This is a genomic window from Candidatus Pelagibacter bacterium nBUS_44 (assembly GCF_051200895.1).
Taxonomy (GTDB): Bacteria; Pseudomonadota; Alphaproteobacteria; order Pelagibacterales; family Pelagibacteraceae; genus Pelagibacter.
Genome location: NZ_CP172838.1, coordinates 553,634 through 567,592, shown reverse-complemented (window position 1 = coordinate 567,592; position 13,959 = coordinate 553,634). Strand labels below are relative to the sequence as shown.

Below are 13,959 nucleotides of genomic sequence, written 5' to 3'. Positions count from 1 at the left end.
TTTACAAGAAATAAGCGCCCACACCTAAAAAAGAAACAAACCCTATTACATCAGTAATAGTAGTTACAAAAACACTAGAAGCAATCGCTGGGTCAATGTTCATTTTTTTAAGTGTCACAGGAACCAAAATTCCAAATAGACCTGCAATAATCATAGTTAAAACCATCGAAATTGAAATAATAATTGATAAAATGTTATCTTGAAACCAAACTTGAACTACAAAAGCACTTATCGCAGCAAATATAATTCCATTTAATATTCCAATAGTAAATTCCTTAATGACATTTGATGAAAAATTATTTTCTGTTAAATCATTAGTCGCAATTGTTCTAACTGTAACAGCAAGAGTCTGCATACCCGCATTACCACCCATAGATGCTACGATCGGCATTAAAAATGCTAAAACTACCATCTGTTCTATGGTGGCGCCAAATAAACTTATGCACCAAGTGGCTAAAAAAGCAGTAAAAAGATTTAATAAAAGCCAATTAAATCTTCTTTTAGTTTTTGTAATTACACCATCTGTTATCTCTTCGTCACCTACCCCTGCTAATCTTAAAGTATCCTCTTCTGCCTCTTCCTTTAAGACAGTTAAAACATCATCACTCATAATCATACCAACTAATTTATTATTTTTATCAACAACAGCAGCTGAGTTTAAATTGTAATTTTCAAACAAATTACCAACTTCTTCTTTGTCCATGTCAACGGGTATTAAAAGTTGGGACTCTGACATAATAGAAAGCATTTTTGTATCTCTTGATGTTGTTAGAACACGTGAAGAAGGGACGGTTCCAATTGGTTTAAATTCCTCATTTACTATAAATATTTCTAAAAATTCTTCAGGAAGATCTTTATTTTCTCTCAGATAATCTATTGTTTGACCTACAGACCAATTACTAGGAATTGCAGTAAATTCACGTTGCATTATTCTTGCTGCAGTATCTTCTGGATAACTTAAACTTTCTAATAGTGCAAAACGATCTTTTGGTGGTAAAGAACTTAATATGTTATTCTTTTCTTCCTCTGGTACATTCTCTAAAATTGATATTGCATCATCCGACTCAAGATTTGTTAAAATAGATACTATTGAGTCTGATGAAAGATATGTAATAATTTCTGTTTGAACAGACTCATTAAGTTCAATAAAGACTTCGGGATCTATTTTAAAATTATTAAGTTTTATTAAACTTTCTCTATCAGTTTGATTTAAGTGCTCGATTATGTCCGCAGCATCTGCTGGGTGCATTTCTTTAAATGAATTAGAAATAAAAAGAGCATCATTGTTTGCAATTTTCGATGTTACAACTTTTATATACTCTTTATTAAATTCAAAATTAACTTTTTTATCTTTTATTTTTCTAACTAAAGACATAAATCTACCTATAATTTAGATTGGACTATTAATAGATAATTAAGATAATACAATTTATAAATGAATATAGAGATCAAAAAGTCAATAAAACCAATAAATTATTTTGATGCGATAAACTTCTTAGAGAAAAGATTGGAAGATTTGAACAAAAATAAGAATAAAGAACTTATTTGGAAACTAGAACATAATGAAATATTTACAGCAGGTACGAGCTATAAAGATAATGAGATTTTAGATAATTCAATAAACTTAATAAAAACTAATCGTGGTGGCAAGATTACATGTCATGCACCTGGTCAATTAATCTGTTACTTTGTTTTGGATTTAAGAAAAAAAAAAGATATTAGAAAATTTATTAGCTGTATTGAAAAAACTATTATTGAAACTCTCAAAAATTACGAGATAGATACATTTTCAGATAGAGATAATGTGGGAATTTGGCATAAAAAAAATAACTCAATCAATAAAGTTGCTGCAATTGGAGTAAGGGTAAAAAAATGGATTGCTTATCATGGTTTTTCAATAAATATAAATAATAACCTTGATCAATACAAAAAGATTATTCCTTGCGGTATAAAAGATAAAGGAATTACTAATTTAATTAGTATTGCAGACAATGATTATTCAAACATAGATGATTTATTGATAGAAAAATTTATTTCAAACCTGAAAACCTGAGTCTTTTAGTCTTTAATAATTTTCTAAAATAATCTGGTAACAAGGCTGTGTATGTGTGTTTAATATCATCAATAATAAATTTAATCTGATATGAATGAAGCATTAGGTTTTTATTTATTCCTTTGGAAGAATTAGATAATTTATATTTAATATCACCAAATATCGGTTGACCTAACGCATATAATTGTTTTCTAAGTTGGTGTTTACGACCTGTAATAGGTTTTAATTCAACTAAACTAGCTTCTGAATTTTTATCTAAAACTTTATAAATTGTTTTAGCTTTTTCAATAATTTTTTTTTCTCCATCATATCTAACAAGATCGTCATTCCACTCTCCTGTATCATTGTTTAATTCTCCATGACAAATAGCCAAATAAGTTTTATGAACTTTTCGTAATCTAAATAATGAAGTTAACAATTGCGCAGCCTCTCTTGTCTTTGCCATTATAAATACACCTGATGTATCTTTATCTAGTCTATGCACCGAATAGGGTTTAGTATCTTGAAAGATTTCACTTTTGGCAAAAATATCAACTAAATTTTTTTTTGATTTAGTGCCACCTTGAACAGAAATACCTGAACTTTTGTTTAAAACTATAAAATTTTCATTATTATCTATAATTTGATCTTCATTGGATTTTATAATTTCTTTTGATGGTTCAAATTTTATTTTCTTTTGAGTTATAGTCTCTTTAAAATCTAAATTAAAAATGTTTACAACATCGTTAGTTTTTACTTTAGTTGAGCTTTTAATTTTCTTTTTATTTAATTTTATTTTGCCAGATCTTAAATATTTTTCGATAAGTCCTTGAGGTATTTTGCCAATTTTAAGTCGTGTCCAACGATCAATTCGCATATCATTACACGTTGAATCAACGGTAAATGACTTTTTCATACTTTAAAAAATTATGCTGTAGCTTGTTTTTTTTCTTCAGCTTTAGGAGTTTCTTTGTTGATATCTTTTTTTGGCTTATCTATTCTTCTAGCCTCAACATCTCTATCAACGAATTCAATAATAGCCATTGGTGCATTATCACCATATCTAAATCCAGCTTTTATAATTCTAGTATATCCACCATTTCTTTTTTCATATCTCTTTGAAAGAGTTTTTTTTACTTTATTGGCAGATTTAATATCTTGAAGTTGAGAAACTAACATTTTTGTAGTTTGCAATGTTTCTTTCTTACCTAGGGTGATAATTTTGTCTGCTTGAGGTTTTAAAAATTTAGCTTTTGGCAAAGTAGTTTTGATTTGCTCATATTTAATCAAAGAATTTAACATATTCTTTAAAAGAGCTTTTCTATGTTCAGAAGTTCTATTTAACTTCTTATTTGCCATTCCATGTCTCATTAGATAGCTTCCTCTAACTTTTTAGACATTTCAGCAATGTTATCCGGTGGCCAATTAGGAATTTCCATACCTAAATATAATGACATACCAGTTAAAACTTCTTTTATTTCATTTAATGATTTTCTTCCAAAATTTGGTGTTCGAAGCATTTCACCTTCAGATTTTTGAACTAAATCACCAATATAGATAATGTTATCATTTTTAAGACAATTCATAGATCTTACTGAGAGCTCTAGTTCGTCAACTTTTCTCAATAAGTTTTTATTAAACTCAGGTTCTGTAGAAACTTCTTTTATAGGAGCTTCAACTGGTTCATCGAAGTTAACAAACATTTTAAGCTGATCTTGGAATATTCTTGCTGAATAAGCTACTGCATCCTCGGCTGAAATTGATCCATTAGTTTCAACTTCCATAGTAAGTTTATCATAATCCAATGCTTTACCTTCTCTTGCAGTACTTATTGAATATGAAACTTTTTTTACAGGGCTGTATAGTGAGTCGATTGCTATAAGGCCTAAAGGTGGTTCTTCTGGTTTATTTAAATCAGCTGGAACATATCCTTTACCAGTACTAACGTTCATTTCCATGTGAAAATTTGTTTTTTCATCAAGATTACAAATAACTAGTTCTGGATTTAAAATTTCTACATCAGCAACTTGAGCTATATCTGAAGCTTTGATTTCGCCAGGACCTTTTGCATCAAGTACAAGTTTTTTTATGCCTTCTGAATTACATTTTAATGCTAAAGACTTAACATTTAAAACTATATCAGTAACATCTTCTCTAACACCTTTTATAGATGTGAACTCGTGTAACACGCCATCAATTTGGATAGAAGTAACCGCAGCACCTCTTATTGATGATAGTAAAATTCTTCTAAGAGAATTTCCAAGTGTTAATCCGTATCCTTTTTCTAAAGGTTCGGCTACAATTTTTGCATGTGTTAAGTCATCACTAATTTTTACATTCAATTTTGATGGTTTAATTAATGACTTCCAATTTTTTACATTTACATTTTCGACTTCCATTAAACTCTCCTTTTCTTTGGTGGTCTAGTTCCATTATGAGGCATGGGTGTAGTATCTTTAATTGACAAAATTTTAAAACCTCTAGCTTGTAATGCTCTTAAAGCTGTTTCACGACCCGAACCTGGGCCCTTAACTTCAACAGATAAAGTTTTCATTCCATATTCTAACGCTTTAGAGGCAGCTGCATCTGCTGCTATTTGTGCTGCATACGGTGTTGATTTTCTTGATCCTTTAAAACCTTTTTGACCAGCAGATGACCATGAGATTACATTACCATTAGTGTCCGCGATAGAGATCATCGTATTATTAAATGTCGATTGCACATAAGCAATTCCATTTAAAATATTTTTCTTAACTTTTTTTTTCTTCGAGTAAGAGCTTTTGTTACTTTTTTTTGAAGATTTTTCAACCTTCTGATCTTTATTTTCAACTTTATCAGTTTTAGCCATAATTATTTTTTAGTTGGAGTTAATTTTTTTCCTGCAATTGCAATTGCTTTACCTTTTCTAGTTCTTGCATTGCATCTTGTTCTTTGTCCTCTAACAGGTAATTTTTTTCTATGCCTAGTGCCTCTGTAACAAGCTAGATCAATTAATCTTTTAATTGTTAAAGAATAATCTCTTCTTAAATCACCCTCTACTTTAAAATTTGCATCGATATATTCTCTTATCTTTAAAATTTCATCATCAGTTAATTCGTTAATTCTTTTTGCTCTTGGTATTTCAAGTGAAGTACAAATTTGATCTGAAAACTTTTCACCAATCCCATAAATATACGTAAGGCCTATGTGAACAAGCTTATTTTGTGGAATGTTGATACCTGCGATACGAGCCATAATTTTTGTGATAATTTGAGCCTTTTATATAATAAGATTATCCAAAGTCAACGCCTTAAAAATTGATAAAAGTGTCTATTTCCTTTGTTATTTGATCAATTTCCTTAGTTCCATCTATCTCATGAAAATTTGAATTTTTAGAGTAAAAATCTAGCACAGGTCTGGTGGTTTCCATATAGGTATCATATCTTTTGAGAATTGTACTGCTATCATCATCTTTTCTATTTTCTAATATTTTTCTTTTTTCAATTCTTTCTATAATTATATCTTTATTTACATTTAGAAAAAAAATATGATCAATTTTTTGATTAGATTTATCTAATAATAAATTCAAATATTTTGCCTGACTTAATGATCTAGGGTAACCATCAAATATTAATTTATCTTTTTTTTTAGGATCATAAATTAGATTTTCAATTAATGAGTTCACAATTTCATCACTAACAAATTTGCCTTCATTCATATTGCTTATTATTTGTTGACCAATATCTGAATTTTTTTTAATTTCTTCTCTTAGAATGTCACCTGTAGAAACTTGAAGATTTTTTAGTTTATTAACTAAATACTTTGACTGAGTACCTTTACCTGCGCCTGGAGGCCCAAATAAAATAATATTCACTTACTTACCAAGTTTTGTTTTTTTGATTAATTGTTCGTATTGTGAACTCATTAATCTGGTTTGAATTTGAGTTACTGTATCAATAGCAACTACAACAACAATCAAAATTGAAGTACCTCCTAAATAAAAAGGAATAGGATAATTAGCTATTAAAAACTCTGGCATTAAACAAACTAATGTTAAATATAACGCACCAATAGTTGTTAATTTTGTCAAGATGTTTTCAATATATAATGCTGTACTTTCACCTGGTCTTATTCCAGGAACGAAACCTCCATATTTTCTTAGATTATCCGCTGTCTCTGTTGGGTTGAAAGTTATAGATGTATAAAAAAATGTAAAAAATATTATTCCTGATGCATACAACAACATGTACAAAGGTTGTCCTTGAGTAAAATAAGAACTAATATTTAAGAAAGTTTCATTGTTTGAAAAAGAAAAATTTGAAAACGTTACAGGTAATAACAAAAGAGCTGAAGCAAAAATTGCTGGAATAACACCTGCTTGATTAATCTTTAATGGTAAATGAGATGACTCTCCTCCATACATTTTGTTGCCCATTTGTCTTTTAGGGTAATTAATTAATATTTTTCTCAATGCTCTTTCCATAAAAACAATAAATAAAATAGTCAGAATTAATAAAATAAAAATAGCTAAAATCATAAATGTTGAAACAGCACCTGTTCTTCCAAGTTCAAATGTTGTTACTAGGGCTCTTGGAATCTCAGCGACTATACCAGCAAATATTATAAGCGAGATACCATTTCCTATACCTCTTTGAGTAATTTGTTCCCCTAACCACATTAGAAACATTGTACCAGCTACAATAGTAGTAACTGTTGTTATTTTAAAAAATGCACCAGGGCTAATTACCAAATTAGCAGATGATTCTAGACCAACAGATAAACCATAGCCTTGAACTGTTGCTAATAAAACCGTACCATATCTTGTAATTTGTGTAATTTTTGCTCTTCCAGTTTCACCTTGAGCTTTCAAATTTTTAAAATAATCAGAAACACCAGTTAACAACTGCACTATAATTGATGATGAAATATATGGCATTATACCTAAGGCAAAAATAGCCATTCTACTAACAGCACCACCTGCAAATACGTTGAACATTCCAAGTAAACCTTTTTGGTTACCATCCATCATAATTTTAAGCTGCTCAGGATCAATTCCTGGTAATGGAACAAATGTACCAAACCTGTAAACCGCAAGAATAAATATGGAAAATAATATTCTATTTCTTAAATCGTTTGATGATGACGATGCACTCATTGAAATTTATTATTTTTTCAATTGAATAGATCCACTAATTTTCTCTAGTTTTTCTATTGCTGATTTAGATGCTAAATCTGCCTCTATGTTAACTTTATCCTTGATATCTCCAGTTCCAAGTATTTTTAACTTTTGAGAATTTTTATTAATCAGTTTAAGTTTTTTAAGCAATTCCATATTTATAGTATCACTAGGATTAATTGTTTTTTCATTTATAAATGACTGAATTTTTTCAAGATTCATAATTGCTATATTGATTCTTGAAATTGGATTAAAACCTCTTTTTGGTAATCTTCGATATAAAGGCATTTGACCACCTTCAAAAGCTTTAATGGCAACACCAGATCTAGATTTTTGACCTTTAACACCTCTACCAGAAGTTTTACCCTTGCCCGAACCAATACCTCTACCAACTCTCATTTTAGATTTATTAATTTTATCTTTAGTGTTTAAAGTTATCATTATCCTCTTTTCTCAACTATTTCTGAAATCTTTTTATTTCTAATTGCTGAAATTTGTTTTGGTGAATTCTGTTTTAATAAAGCTTTCATTGTAGCTCTGATAACATTATGTGCATTTGAAGTTCCCATAGATTTTGCAACAATATCTTTTACACCAAGAACTTCACAAACAGCTCTTACTGGTCCTCCAGCAATAATTCCAGTACCTTTTGATGCTGCTCTAAGCACAATTCTTCCAGAACCATCTTTTGCTTTTACATCATGGTGTATTGTTCTTCCTTCTCTTAAAGGAATATGTATCAATTTTCTTCTTGCAACTTCATTAGCTTTTTTAATTGCATCTGGAACTTGTTTAGCTTTTGCGTGAGCAATACCTATTTTACCCGCTTGATTTCCAACGACTACTAATGCTGAAAAACCAAATCTTCTTCCACCTTTTACAACTTTTGTAATACGGTTAATGTGAACTAATTTTTCTAATATATCGTCAGCTTTTTTGTCTTTAAAATTATTCATAATTAAAATTCCATTCCATTTTCACGTAAAGTTTCAGCAAATACTTTAACTCTACCATGATATCTGTATATGCCTCTATCAAAGTATATTTTTGTAATTTTCTTTTCTTGAGCTTTCTTAGCTAGTTTTGTGGCAACTATTTTTGACAATTCTGTTTTATTTACTTTTTCACCTGATTTTATATCTTTTTCAACTGATGAAGCTGATAATAAAGTAATTTTATTAATATCGTCAATTATCTGTGCAGAAATATTTTTTGCTGATCTAGAGATACATAACCTAAATCTATCTTTAGAAGAAACTTTTTTGACTTTATTGCTAACTCTAAATCTTTTTCTAGTGGCAGTATTTAGTTTCATTATTTTTTCTTTCCTTCTTTTTTAAGAACATACTGACCTTTTTCACGGATACCCTTACCTTTGTATGGTTCAATTTTTCTATAAGTTTTAATTTTGGAAGCTACAGAACCTACTTGTTGCTTATCTGATCCTGAAATTTTTAAAGTTGTTTGTTTTTCAACTTCAATTTTAATCCCTTCAGGAATATCATAATTAATATCATGACTATAACCAAGTTGAAGGTTTAACTGTTTTCCTTTTAAAGCTGCTCTATAACCAACACCAACCAATTCAAGAGTTTTTTCATATCCTGTGCTTGATCCAATTACTGCATTGTTAATCAGGCTTCTATTCATTCCCCAAAGTCTTTTAGAATCTTGGTCAATTTTTTTTGGTTTAATTGAAATTTCTTTTCCTTCTTTAATATCAAGATTAAACATTTCTAAATCAATCCCTACAGACTTTTTTCCTAGAGGACCCTCAATATTAATTATATTTCCAGCTAATACCACTTTGACTTTTTCAGGAATAGAAATACTTATTTTACCAATTTTAGACATTAAAATACCTTACAAATTATTTCGCCACCAACACGTTGTTTTCTTGCATCTATATCTGTCATTACACCTTTAGGTGTAGAGATAATAGCAATCCCAAGTCCATTATTAACCTTTGGTAGACTTTCAGCACTAGAAAAAATTCTTCTACCAGGTTTTGATACACGTTCAAAAGCGCTGATAACAGGGTTTCCAGAGTGATATTTAAGTTCCAAAGATAATGTTGGCTTATTATCTTCGGCAGCAATTTTAAAATCTTTAATAAACCCTTCGTTTTTAAGAATGTCTGCAATTTTTGTTTTAAAATTCGAAGACGGCAATGCTACTTTTTTGTGGTTTCTAGCTTGAGCATTTTTAACTCTTGCTATCATATCGCCAATTGGATCACTTAAACTCATAATATTCCTTTCTACCAGCTCGACTTAGTCATTCCTGGAATTAATCCAGCTAAACCTAAGTCCCTTAAAGCTATTCTTGATATTTTTAATTTTCTATAAACTCCATGTGGTCTTCCTGTAATTTTACATCTATTCATAACTCTTATTTTTGCTGAATTTCTAGGCATTTGTGACAATTTTTGCTGTGCCTTAAATCTTTCTTCTAATGGTAGCTTTTTGTCCATAATAATTTTTTTCAGACTTTGTCTTTTTTTAAAAAGTCTATCAGAAAGTTTAATTCTTTTATCGTTTTTGTTTACAGCGCTTACTTTAGCCATGTTTAATTGTCTCCTTTTTTAATAAATGGGAAATTCATTTTTTCTAATAAAGCAAATGCATGATCTTTATTCATAGCTTTAATTACAACTATAATATCTAGACCACGTACTTTATCCGCTCTATCAAAACTTACTTCTGGAAAAATAATATGTTCTTTAACACCAAAAGTATAATTACCAAATTTATCAAATCCTTTTGGAGATAGTCCTCTAAAATCTTTAATTCTTGGTAATGCAATATTTACTAATCTATCAATAAACTCATACATTTTGTTTTTTCTTAGTGTCACTTTTAAACCAGCATTAGAACCTTTTCTTGTTTTAAAATTAGCAACTGATTTTTTAAATTTTGTAACCACAGGTTTTTGACCAGTAATTTTTCCCATATCTTCTTCTGCTGCTTTTAAAATTTTTGCATCAGCTCCATCAAGTCCAAGCCCCATATTTAAAACTATTTTTTCAATTTTAGGCACCATAAAAATATTTTTAAGAGCTAAACTGTCTTTTAAAGCTGGCTGAATTTCTTTACTGTAAATTTCTTTTAATCTTGGTGTCATTATTTTTTAGCCTCTGCTTTTTTTGTAACTTTTTCATCAATTAGTTTAAGGTTTGATAAATGTATAAAGCTCTCTTTAGATACAATTCCACCTTTTTTCTCTTTAGTTGTTTTTATGTGCTTTTTAACCATATTAATTTCTTTAACTTTAGCTCTATTATTAGATCTATCAATTTCAATAACTTCACCTTCTTTTTTCTTATCTTTTCCTGTTAAAACTCTTACTTTTAATCCTTTTTTGATCATCTTTATAAAACCTCCGGTGCTAGTGAAATTATTTTCATCTGCCCTCGGCTTCTTAGTTCTCTTGTTACAGGACCAAAAATTCTTGTTCCCACCGGTTCACCTTTGTCATCAACCAAAACTGCTGCATTGTTATCAAACTTAACTTTTGAACCATCGTTTCTATGAATTCCTTTTTTAACTCTTACGACAACAGCTTTATGGACCGTGCCTTTTTTTACCTTACCTTTGGGTATTGCTTCTTTTACAGCAATCACAATAGTGTCGCCAATACTTGCGTATCTTCGTTTAGACCCACCAAGCACCTTTATACATTCTATTCTTTTAGCGCCTGTGTTGTCTGCTACCTGTAACTCTGTTTGTACACCAATCATTATTTTGTATTCTCCATTACTTGGAATTTTTTATTTTTCGAAAACGGTTTGCTTTCAATAATTGAAACTTTATCACCAGTTTTAAATGTATTATTTTCATCATGAGCATTGTAATTTTTTCTAACTTTAATTACTTTTTTAAGTACAGGATGAGAATATTTTCTTTCAACCATCACAGTTATAGTTTTATTTGGCTTATCACTTATAACTACTCCAGTTAATATTTTTTTAGGCATTAATTTTTCCTTTTAATATAGTTTTTAATCTTGCAATTGTTTTTCTTGTTTCGCTAATTTTTGCAGGGTTTGTTACTTGTGAATTCATTTTTTGAAATCTAAAATTAAAAAGATCTTTTTTTAATTTATCTATATTTTTTACCATTTCGTCTTTTGATAATTTTTTAATTTCTTGTTTTTTCATATTAAGCAAACCTCTTAATAGTTTTAGTTTTTATTGGCAATTTAGCCGATGCTTTGTAAAGAGCTTCTTTAGCTATCTGTTCAGAAACACCGTCAACTTCAAACAAAATTCTTCCAGGTTTAACCCTACACGCAAAAAATTCAGGATTCCCTTTACCTTTACCCATCCTTACTTCAATCGGTTTTTTTGATACTGGGATATTTGGAAACACTCTAGTCCAAACTCTTCCTTGTCTTTTCATATGTCTAGTTAAAGCTACTCTAGCAGCTTCAATTTGTTTTCCTGTAATTCTTTCTGGTTGTAAAGCTTTAAGAGCAAACGCACCATAATTAATAGAACTTGCTCTAGTTGCTGTTCCATGGATTCTTCCCTTATGAGCTTTTCTCCATCTGGTTCTAACTGGTTGAAGCATTATTCTTTATCCTCTTTTGGTGCTGCTTTATTAGTTTCTTGACTGAACTCTCTTGCAAAAACTTCACCTTTATAGATCCAAACCTTAATTCCTATAATACCATATGTTGTTAAAGCTTCTGCTTCAGCGTAATCTATATCTGCTCTTAAAGTGTGTGATGGTATGCTGCCTTCTCTTAACCACTCAGTTCTAGCTATTTCGTTTCCACCAAGTCTTCCACTTATAGAAACTTTAATTCCTCTTGCTCCTAATCTAATACATGATTGCATAGATCTTTTCATCGCTCTTCTGTATGAAATTCTTTTTACTAATTGTTGAGCAATGTTCTCAGCGACCAAATATGCATTGGTCTCAGGTTTTTTTACTTCCTTAATATTAAGTGAAACTTCGTTAGTTGTAAATTTTGATAAATTATTTTTAATTTTATCAATATCGCTACCTTTTTTCCCAATAACAAATCCAGGTCTTGAGGTGTAGATAGTAACATAGCATTTATTAGATGTTCTCTCTATCATCACTTTAGATACACCTGAATTAACTACATTTTTTTTTATATAATCTCTAATTTTAAAATCTTCTATTAAATAATTTCCAAAATCTTTCTTTTTAGCATACCAAACAGAATCCCAACCTCTATTGATACCTAATCTAAAACCTACAGGATTAACTTTTTGTCCCATGACTCTCCATTTGTTTAACTTCTGATAAAATTATAGTTACTGTTGACCAAGGTTTTAAAATTGGTGCGGCTCTACCCTTTGCTCTTGGTCTAAATCTTTTCATCACAATTTTTTTTCCACAATAAGCTTCTTTGACAACTAAATTGTCAATATCATACTGAAAGTTATTTTCTGCATTTGCAACTGCAGAACTTATTGTTTTTCTAATATCTTTGCTAATTCTTTTAGCTGAGAATTGTAAATCTCGAATAGCTACATCTACTTTTTTTCCAACAATACTTTTTAAAATAGGATTAAGCTTTCTAACACTAGTTCTTATACTATTGTTTACAGATTTAACTGTATCTACTTTTTTTCTATTTTTTTTCTTTGTCTTATTCATATTTATTTTTTAGCCGCTGTTGCAGGTTTAGCTTTTTTATCCGCTGGTGTATGACCATAAAAAGTTCTTGTAGGTGAAAATTCGCCTAATTTGTGTCCAACCATATCTTCTGAAATTGTGATTGGTATAAATTTTTTACCATTATAAATTTGAAAACTTACACCAACAAAATCAGGTAATATTGTTGATTTTCTTGACCATGTTTTAATTGGAATTTTTTTTGGATCAACTTTGTATTTATCAACTTTTTTCATTAAGCTTTCTTCAACAAAAGGTCCTTTCCATACTGATCTAGCCATTACTTAGTATCCTTCCTCTTATTTCTTCTCTTAACAATATATTTATCTGTTCTCTTATTATCTCTTGTTTTTAATCCTTTAGCAGATTGTCCTGTAGGTGAAACTGGATGTCTACCACCAGCTGATTTACCTTCTCCACCACCATGAGGGTGATCTACAGGGTTTTTCACAACTCCTCTAGTATGTGGTTTTCTTCCAAGCCATCTTGATCTTCCTGCTTTACCAATTTTAATATTTTTTTGATCTGGATTAGTTAAAATTCCTATTGTAGCCAAAGATCTAGAGTCTATTTTTCTAACTTCGCCTGAAGCTAGTTTAATTAAACTATAGTTTCCATCTAAACCACTAATTGTTACTGACGAACCTGCAGATCTAGCAATTTTACCACCAGCACCTGGTTGAATTTCAACGTTATGTATGTTTATACCAACCGGAATATCTTGGAGTGGCATACAATTGCCAACTTTAATTTCTTTTTTAGAACCATTTTCAATTTTATCACCAGCTTTGATTTTTTGAGGTGCTAAATAGTAAGCGTGAGATCCATCTTCAAATTTAACTAACATGATATAACATGATCTATTTGGATCATATTCAATTCTTTCAACAGTAGCTTCCATATCAAATTTTTTACGGTAAAAATCTACATGTCTGTACATTTTTTTATGTCCACCAGATCTATTAATATTTGTAATATGTCCGTTATTGTTTCTTCCTTTCATTGCATTTTTTGGAGATACAAGTGATTTGAAAGGTTTACCTTTCCATAGACCAGTTCTATCAACTAGAATAGTACCTCTAGTAGATTTTGTGTAAGGTTTAAAAGTTTTTAATGCCATT

Annotated in this window: 25 protein-coding genes; 1 reads left to right on the top strand and 24 read right to left on the bottom strand. The window is 29.8% G+C overall.

The window, feature by feature from the left end:
* Position 1: 1 nt before the first annotated feature.
* Positions 2-1,375 (bottom strand): magnesium transporter, encoded by a 1,374-nt coding sequence (gene mgtE, locus ACIJYB_RS03110; protein ID WP_435152189.1) that lies wholly within the window; start codon positions 1,373-1,375, stop codon positions 2-4.
* Between the two features lie 60 nt (positions 1,376-1,435).
* Here mgtE and lipB point away from each other — a divergent pair, with 60 nt between their 5' ends.
* Entirely contained in the window at positions 1,436-2,053 is a 618-nt protein-coding gene (gene lipB, locus ACIJYB_RS03105; protein ID WP_435152186.1) for a lipoyl(octanoyl) transferase LipB, read from the top strand.
* Here lipB and ACIJYB_RS03100 read toward each other — a convergent pair.
* Genes ACIJYB_RS03100 through rplB form a run of 23 tightly spaced genes read right to left on the bottom strand, consistent with a single transcriptional unit; the run spans position 2,031 to position 13,958 of the window.
* The gene (locus ACIJYB_RS03100; RefSeq protein ID WP_435152183.1) at positions 2,031-2,948 is read right to left on the bottom strand and encodes an RluA family pseudouridine synthase; all 918 of its coding nucleotides are present in this window, start codon (positions 2,946-2,948) and stop codon (positions 2,031-2,033) included. The genes lipB and ACIJYB_RS03100 overlap by 23 nt on opposite strands.
* An 11-nt stretch (positions 2,949-2,959) precedes the next feature.
* Entirely contained in the window at positions 2,960-3,403 is a 444-nt protein-coding gene (rplQ, locus tag ACIJYB_RS03095; protein WP_435086928.1) for a 50S ribosomal protein L17, read from the bottom strand.
* Positions 3,403-4,431, bottom strand: a complete 1,029-nt coding sequence (locus ACIJYB_RS03090) for a DNA-directed RNA polymerase subunit alpha (RefSeq protein ID WP_435152181.1) — start codon at positions 4,429-4,431, stop codon at positions 3,403-3,405. The genes rplQ and ACIJYB_RS03090 overlap by 1 nt, the downstream gene beginning before the upstream one ends.
* Positions 4,431-4,880: a 30S ribosomal protein S11 gene (rpsK, locus tag ACIJYB_RS03085; RefSeq protein ID WP_435152178.1), complete on the bottom strand. Its 450-nt coding sequence runs from the start codon at positions 4,878-4,880 to the stop codon at positions 4,431-4,433. The genes ACIJYB_RS03090 and rpsK overlap by 1 nt, the downstream gene beginning before the upstream one ends.
* Positions 4,881-4,882: 2 nt before the next feature.
* Complete coding sequence (rpsM, locus tag ACIJYB_RS03080; protein WP_435152175.1) at positions 4,883-5,266, bottom strand: 30S ribosomal protein S13; 384 nt, start codon at positions 5,264-5,266, stop codon at positions 4,883-4,885.
* Between the two features lie 55 nt (positions 5,267-5,321).
* A complete protein-coding gene (locus tag ACIJYB_RS03075; protein ID WP_435152172.1) occupies positions 5,322-5,885 on the bottom strand; it encodes an adenylate kinase in 564 nt (187 codons plus the stop codon).
* The gene (gene secY, locus ACIJYB_RS03070; protein WP_435152169.1) at positions 5,886-7,166 is read right to left on the bottom strand and encodes a preprotein translocase subunit SecY; all 1,281 of its coding nucleotides are present in this window, start codon (positions 7,164-7,166) and stop codon (positions 5,886-5,888) included.
* Positions 7,167-7,175: 9 nt separating this feature from the next.
* Positions 7,176-7,628 carry a 50S ribosomal protein L15 gene (gene rplO / locus ACIJYB_RS03065; protein WP_435152167.1) on the bottom strand — a complete coding sequence of 151 codons (453 nt, stop codon included), beginning with the start codon at positions 7,626-7,628 and terminating at the stop codon, positions 7,176-7,178.
* On the bottom strand, positions 7,628-8,143 hold the full coding sequence (gene rpsE, locus ACIJYB_RS03060; protein WP_435152164.1) for a 30S ribosomal protein S5: 516 nt from the start codon (positions 8,141-8,143) through the stop codon (positions 7,628-7,630). Before rpsE ends, rplO begins: the two co-directional genes overlap by 1 nt.
* A 2-nt stretch (positions 8,144-8,145) precedes the next feature.
* On the bottom strand, positions 8,146-8,502 hold the full coding sequence (gene rplR / locus ACIJYB_RS03055) for a 50S ribosomal protein L18 (protein ID WP_435086914.1): 357 nt from the start codon (positions 8,500-8,502) through the stop codon (positions 8,146-8,148).
* Positions 8,502-9,041, bottom strand: coding sequence for a 50S ribosomal protein L6 (gene rplF, locus ACIJYB_RS03050; RefSeq protein WP_435086912.1), 540 nt, complete (start codon positions 9,039-9,041; stop codon positions 8,502-8,504). Before rplF ends, rplR begins: the two co-directional genes overlap by 1 nt.
* Complete coding sequence (gene rpsH, locus ACIJYB_RS03045) at positions 9,041-9,436, bottom strand: 30S ribosomal protein S8 (protein WP_028036899.1); 396 nt, start codon at positions 9,434-9,436, stop codon at positions 9,041-9,043. Before rpsH ends, rplF begins: the two co-directional genes overlap by 1 nt.
* Positions 9,437-9,447: 11 nt before the next feature.
* On the bottom strand, positions 9,448-9,753 hold the full coding sequence (rpsN, locus tag ACIJYB_RS03040; protein WP_435086910.1) for a 30S ribosomal protein S14: 306 nt from the start codon (positions 9,751-9,753) through the stop codon (positions 9,448-9,450).
* 2 nt (positions 9,754-9,755) lie between these two features.
* Entirely contained in the window at positions 9,756-10,310 is a 555-nt protein-coding gene (rplE, locus tag ACIJYB_RS03035; RefSeq protein ID WP_435152161.1) for a 50S ribosomal protein L5, read from the bottom strand.
* Complete coding sequence (gene rplX / locus ACIJYB_RS03030; protein WP_435152159.1) at positions 10,310-10,555, bottom strand: 50S ribosomal protein L24; 246 nt, start codon at positions 10,553-10,555, stop codon at positions 10,310-10,312. The genes rplE and rplX overlap by 1 nt, the downstream gene beginning before the upstream one ends.
* A 2-nt stretch (positions 10,556-10,557) precedes the next feature.
* Positions 10,558-10,926: a 50S ribosomal protein L14 gene (gene rplN, locus ACIJYB_RS03025; RefSeq protein WP_008544079.1), complete on the bottom strand. Its 369-nt coding sequence runs from the start codon at positions 10,924-10,926 to the stop codon at positions 10,558-10,560.
* A complete protein-coding gene (gene rpsQ, locus ACIJYB_RS03020) occupies positions 10,926-11,162 on the bottom strand; it encodes a 30S ribosomal protein S17 (RefSeq protein WP_023648435.1) in 237 nt (78 codons plus the stop codon). The genes rplN and rpsQ overlap by 1 nt, the downstream gene beginning before the upstream one ends.
* A complete protein-coding gene (gene rpmC / locus ACIJYB_RS03015; protein WP_435086904.1) occupies positions 11,155-11,346 on the bottom strand; it encodes a 50S ribosomal protein L29 in 192 nt (63 codons plus the stop codon). Before rpmC ends, rpsQ begins: the two co-directional genes overlap by 8 nt.
* Before the next feature lies 1 nt (position 11,347).
* Entirely contained in the window at positions 11,348-11,758 is a 411-nt protein-coding gene (gene rplP, locus ACIJYB_RS03010; protein ID WP_023648433.1) for a 50S ribosomal protein L16, read from the bottom strand.
* Positions 11,758-12,438: a 30S ribosomal protein S3 gene (rpsC, locus tag ACIJYB_RS03005; RefSeq protein ID WP_435152157.1), complete on the bottom strand. Its 681-nt coding sequence runs from the start codon at positions 12,436-12,438 to the stop codon at positions 11,758-11,760. Before rpsC ends, rplP begins: the two co-directional genes overlap by 1 nt.
* Entirely contained in the window at positions 12,422-12,820 is a 399-nt protein-coding gene (rplV, locus tag ACIJYB_RS03000) for a 50S ribosomal protein L22 (protein WP_028036894.1), read from the bottom strand. Before rplV ends, rpsC begins: the two co-directional genes overlap by 17 nt.
* Before the next feature lie 2 nt (positions 12,821-12,822).
* Positions 12,823-13,119, bottom strand: a complete 297-nt coding sequence (gene rpsS / locus ACIJYB_RS02995) for a 30S ribosomal protein S19 (protein ID WP_435086901.1) — start codon at positions 13,117-13,119, stop codon at positions 12,823-12,825.
* Positions 13,119-13,958 (bottom strand): 50S ribosomal protein L2, encoded by an 840-nt coding sequence (gene rplB / locus ACIJYB_RS02990; protein WP_435088965.1) that lies wholly within the window; start codon positions 13,956-13,958, stop codon positions 13,119-13,121. Before rplB ends, rpsS begins: the two co-directional genes overlap by 1 nt.
* Between the last annotated feature and the right edge of the window lies 1 nt (position 13,959).

Excerpts from the sequence above, each read along its gene's own strand:
- rpsK (WP_435152178.1), bottom strand. The coding sequence starts at position 4,880 with ATGGCTAAAACTGATAAAGTTGAAAATAAAGATCAGAAGGTTGAAAAA.
- rpsE (WP_435152164.1), bottom strand. The coding sequence starts at position 8,143 with ATGAATAATTTTAAAGACAAAAAAGCTGACGATATATTAGAAAAATTA.
- rpsH (WP_028036899.1), bottom strand. The coding sequence starts at position 9,436 with ATGAGTTTAAGTGATCCAATTGGCGATATGATAGCAAGAGTTAAAAAT.
- mgtE (WP_435152189.1), bottom strand. The coding sequence starts at position 1,375 with ATGTCTTTAGTTAGAAAAATAAAAGATAAAAAAGTTAATTTTGAATTT.
- rplQ (WP_435086928.1), bottom strand. The coding sequence starts at position 3,403 with ATGAGACATGGAATGGCAAATAAGAAGTTAAATAGAACTTCTGAACAT.
- ACIJYB_RS03100 (WP_435152183.1), bottom strand. The coding sequence starts at position 2,948 with ATGAAAAAGTCATTTACCGTTGATTCAACGTGTAATGATATGCGAATT.
- rplX (WP_435152159.1), bottom strand. The coding sequence starts at position 10,555 with ATGATCAAAAAAGGATTAAAAGTAAGAGTTTTAACAGGAAAAGATAAG.
- ACIJYB_RS03090 (WP_435152181.1), bottom strand. The coding sequence starts at position 4,431 with ATGGAAGTCGAAAATGTAAATGTAAAAAATTGGAAGTCATTAATTAAA.
- rpsC (WP_435152157.1), bottom strand. The coding sequence starts at position 12,438 with ATGGGACAAAAAGTTAATCCTGTAGGTTTTAGATTAGGTATCAATAGA.
- rplP (WP_023648433.1), bottom strand. The coding sequence starts at position 11,758 with ATGCTTCAACCAGTTAGAACCAGATGGAGAAAAGCTCATAAGGGAAGA.
- secY (WP_435152169.1), bottom strand. The coding sequence starts at position 7,166 with ATGAGTGCATCGTCATCATCAAACGATTTAAGAAATAGAATATTATTT.
- rplO (WP_435152167.1), bottom strand. The coding sequence starts at position 7,628 with ATGATAACTTTAAACACTAAAGATAAAATTAATAAATCTAAAATGAGA.
- rplE (WP_435152161.1), bottom strand. The coding sequence starts at position 10,310 with ATGACACCAAGATTAAAAGAAATTTACAGTAAAGAAATTCAGCCAGCT.
- rpmC (WP_435086904.1), bottom strand. The coding sequence starts at position 11,346 with ATGAAAAAACAAGAAATTAAAAAATTATCAAAAGACGAAATGGTAAAA.
- rplR (WP_435086914.1), bottom strand. The coding sequence starts at position 8,502 with ATGAAACTAAATACTGCCACTAGAAAAAGATTTAGAGTTAGCAATAAA.
- lipB (WP_435152186.1), top strand. The coding sequence starts at position 1,436 with ATGAATATAGAGATCAAAAAGTCAATAAAACCAATAAATTATTTTGAT.
- rplN (WP_008544079.1), bottom strand. The coding sequence starts at position 10,926 with ATGATTGGTGTACAAACAGAGTTACAGGTAGCAGACAACACAGGCGCT.
- rpsS (WP_435086901.1), bottom strand. The coding sequence starts at position 13,119 with ATGGCTAGATCAGTATGGAAAGGACCTTTTGTTGAAGAAAGCTTAATG.
- rplB (WP_435088965.1), bottom strand. The coding sequence starts at position 13,958 with ATGGCATTAAAAACTTTTAAACCTTACACAAAATCTACTAGAGGTACT.
- rpsN (WP_435086910.1), bottom strand. The coding sequence starts at position 9,753 with ATGGCTAAAGTAAGCGCTGTAAACAAAAACGATAAAAGAATTAAACTT.
- rpsM (WP_435152175.1), bottom strand. The coding sequence starts at position 5,266 with ATGGCTCGTATCGCAGGTATCAACATTCCACAAAATAAGCTTGTTCAC.
- rplV (WP_028036894.1), bottom strand. The coding sequence starts at position 12,820 with ATGAATAAGACAAAGAAAAAAAATAGAAAAAAAGTAGATACAGTTAAA.
- rplF (WP_435086912.1), bottom strand. The coding sequence starts at position 9,041 with ATGTCTAAAATTGGTAAAATAAGTATTTCTATTCCTGAAAAAGTCAAA.
- rpsQ (WP_023648435.1), bottom strand. The coding sequence starts at position 11,162 with ATGCCTAAAAAAATATTAACTGGAGTAGTTATAAGTGATAAGCCAAAT.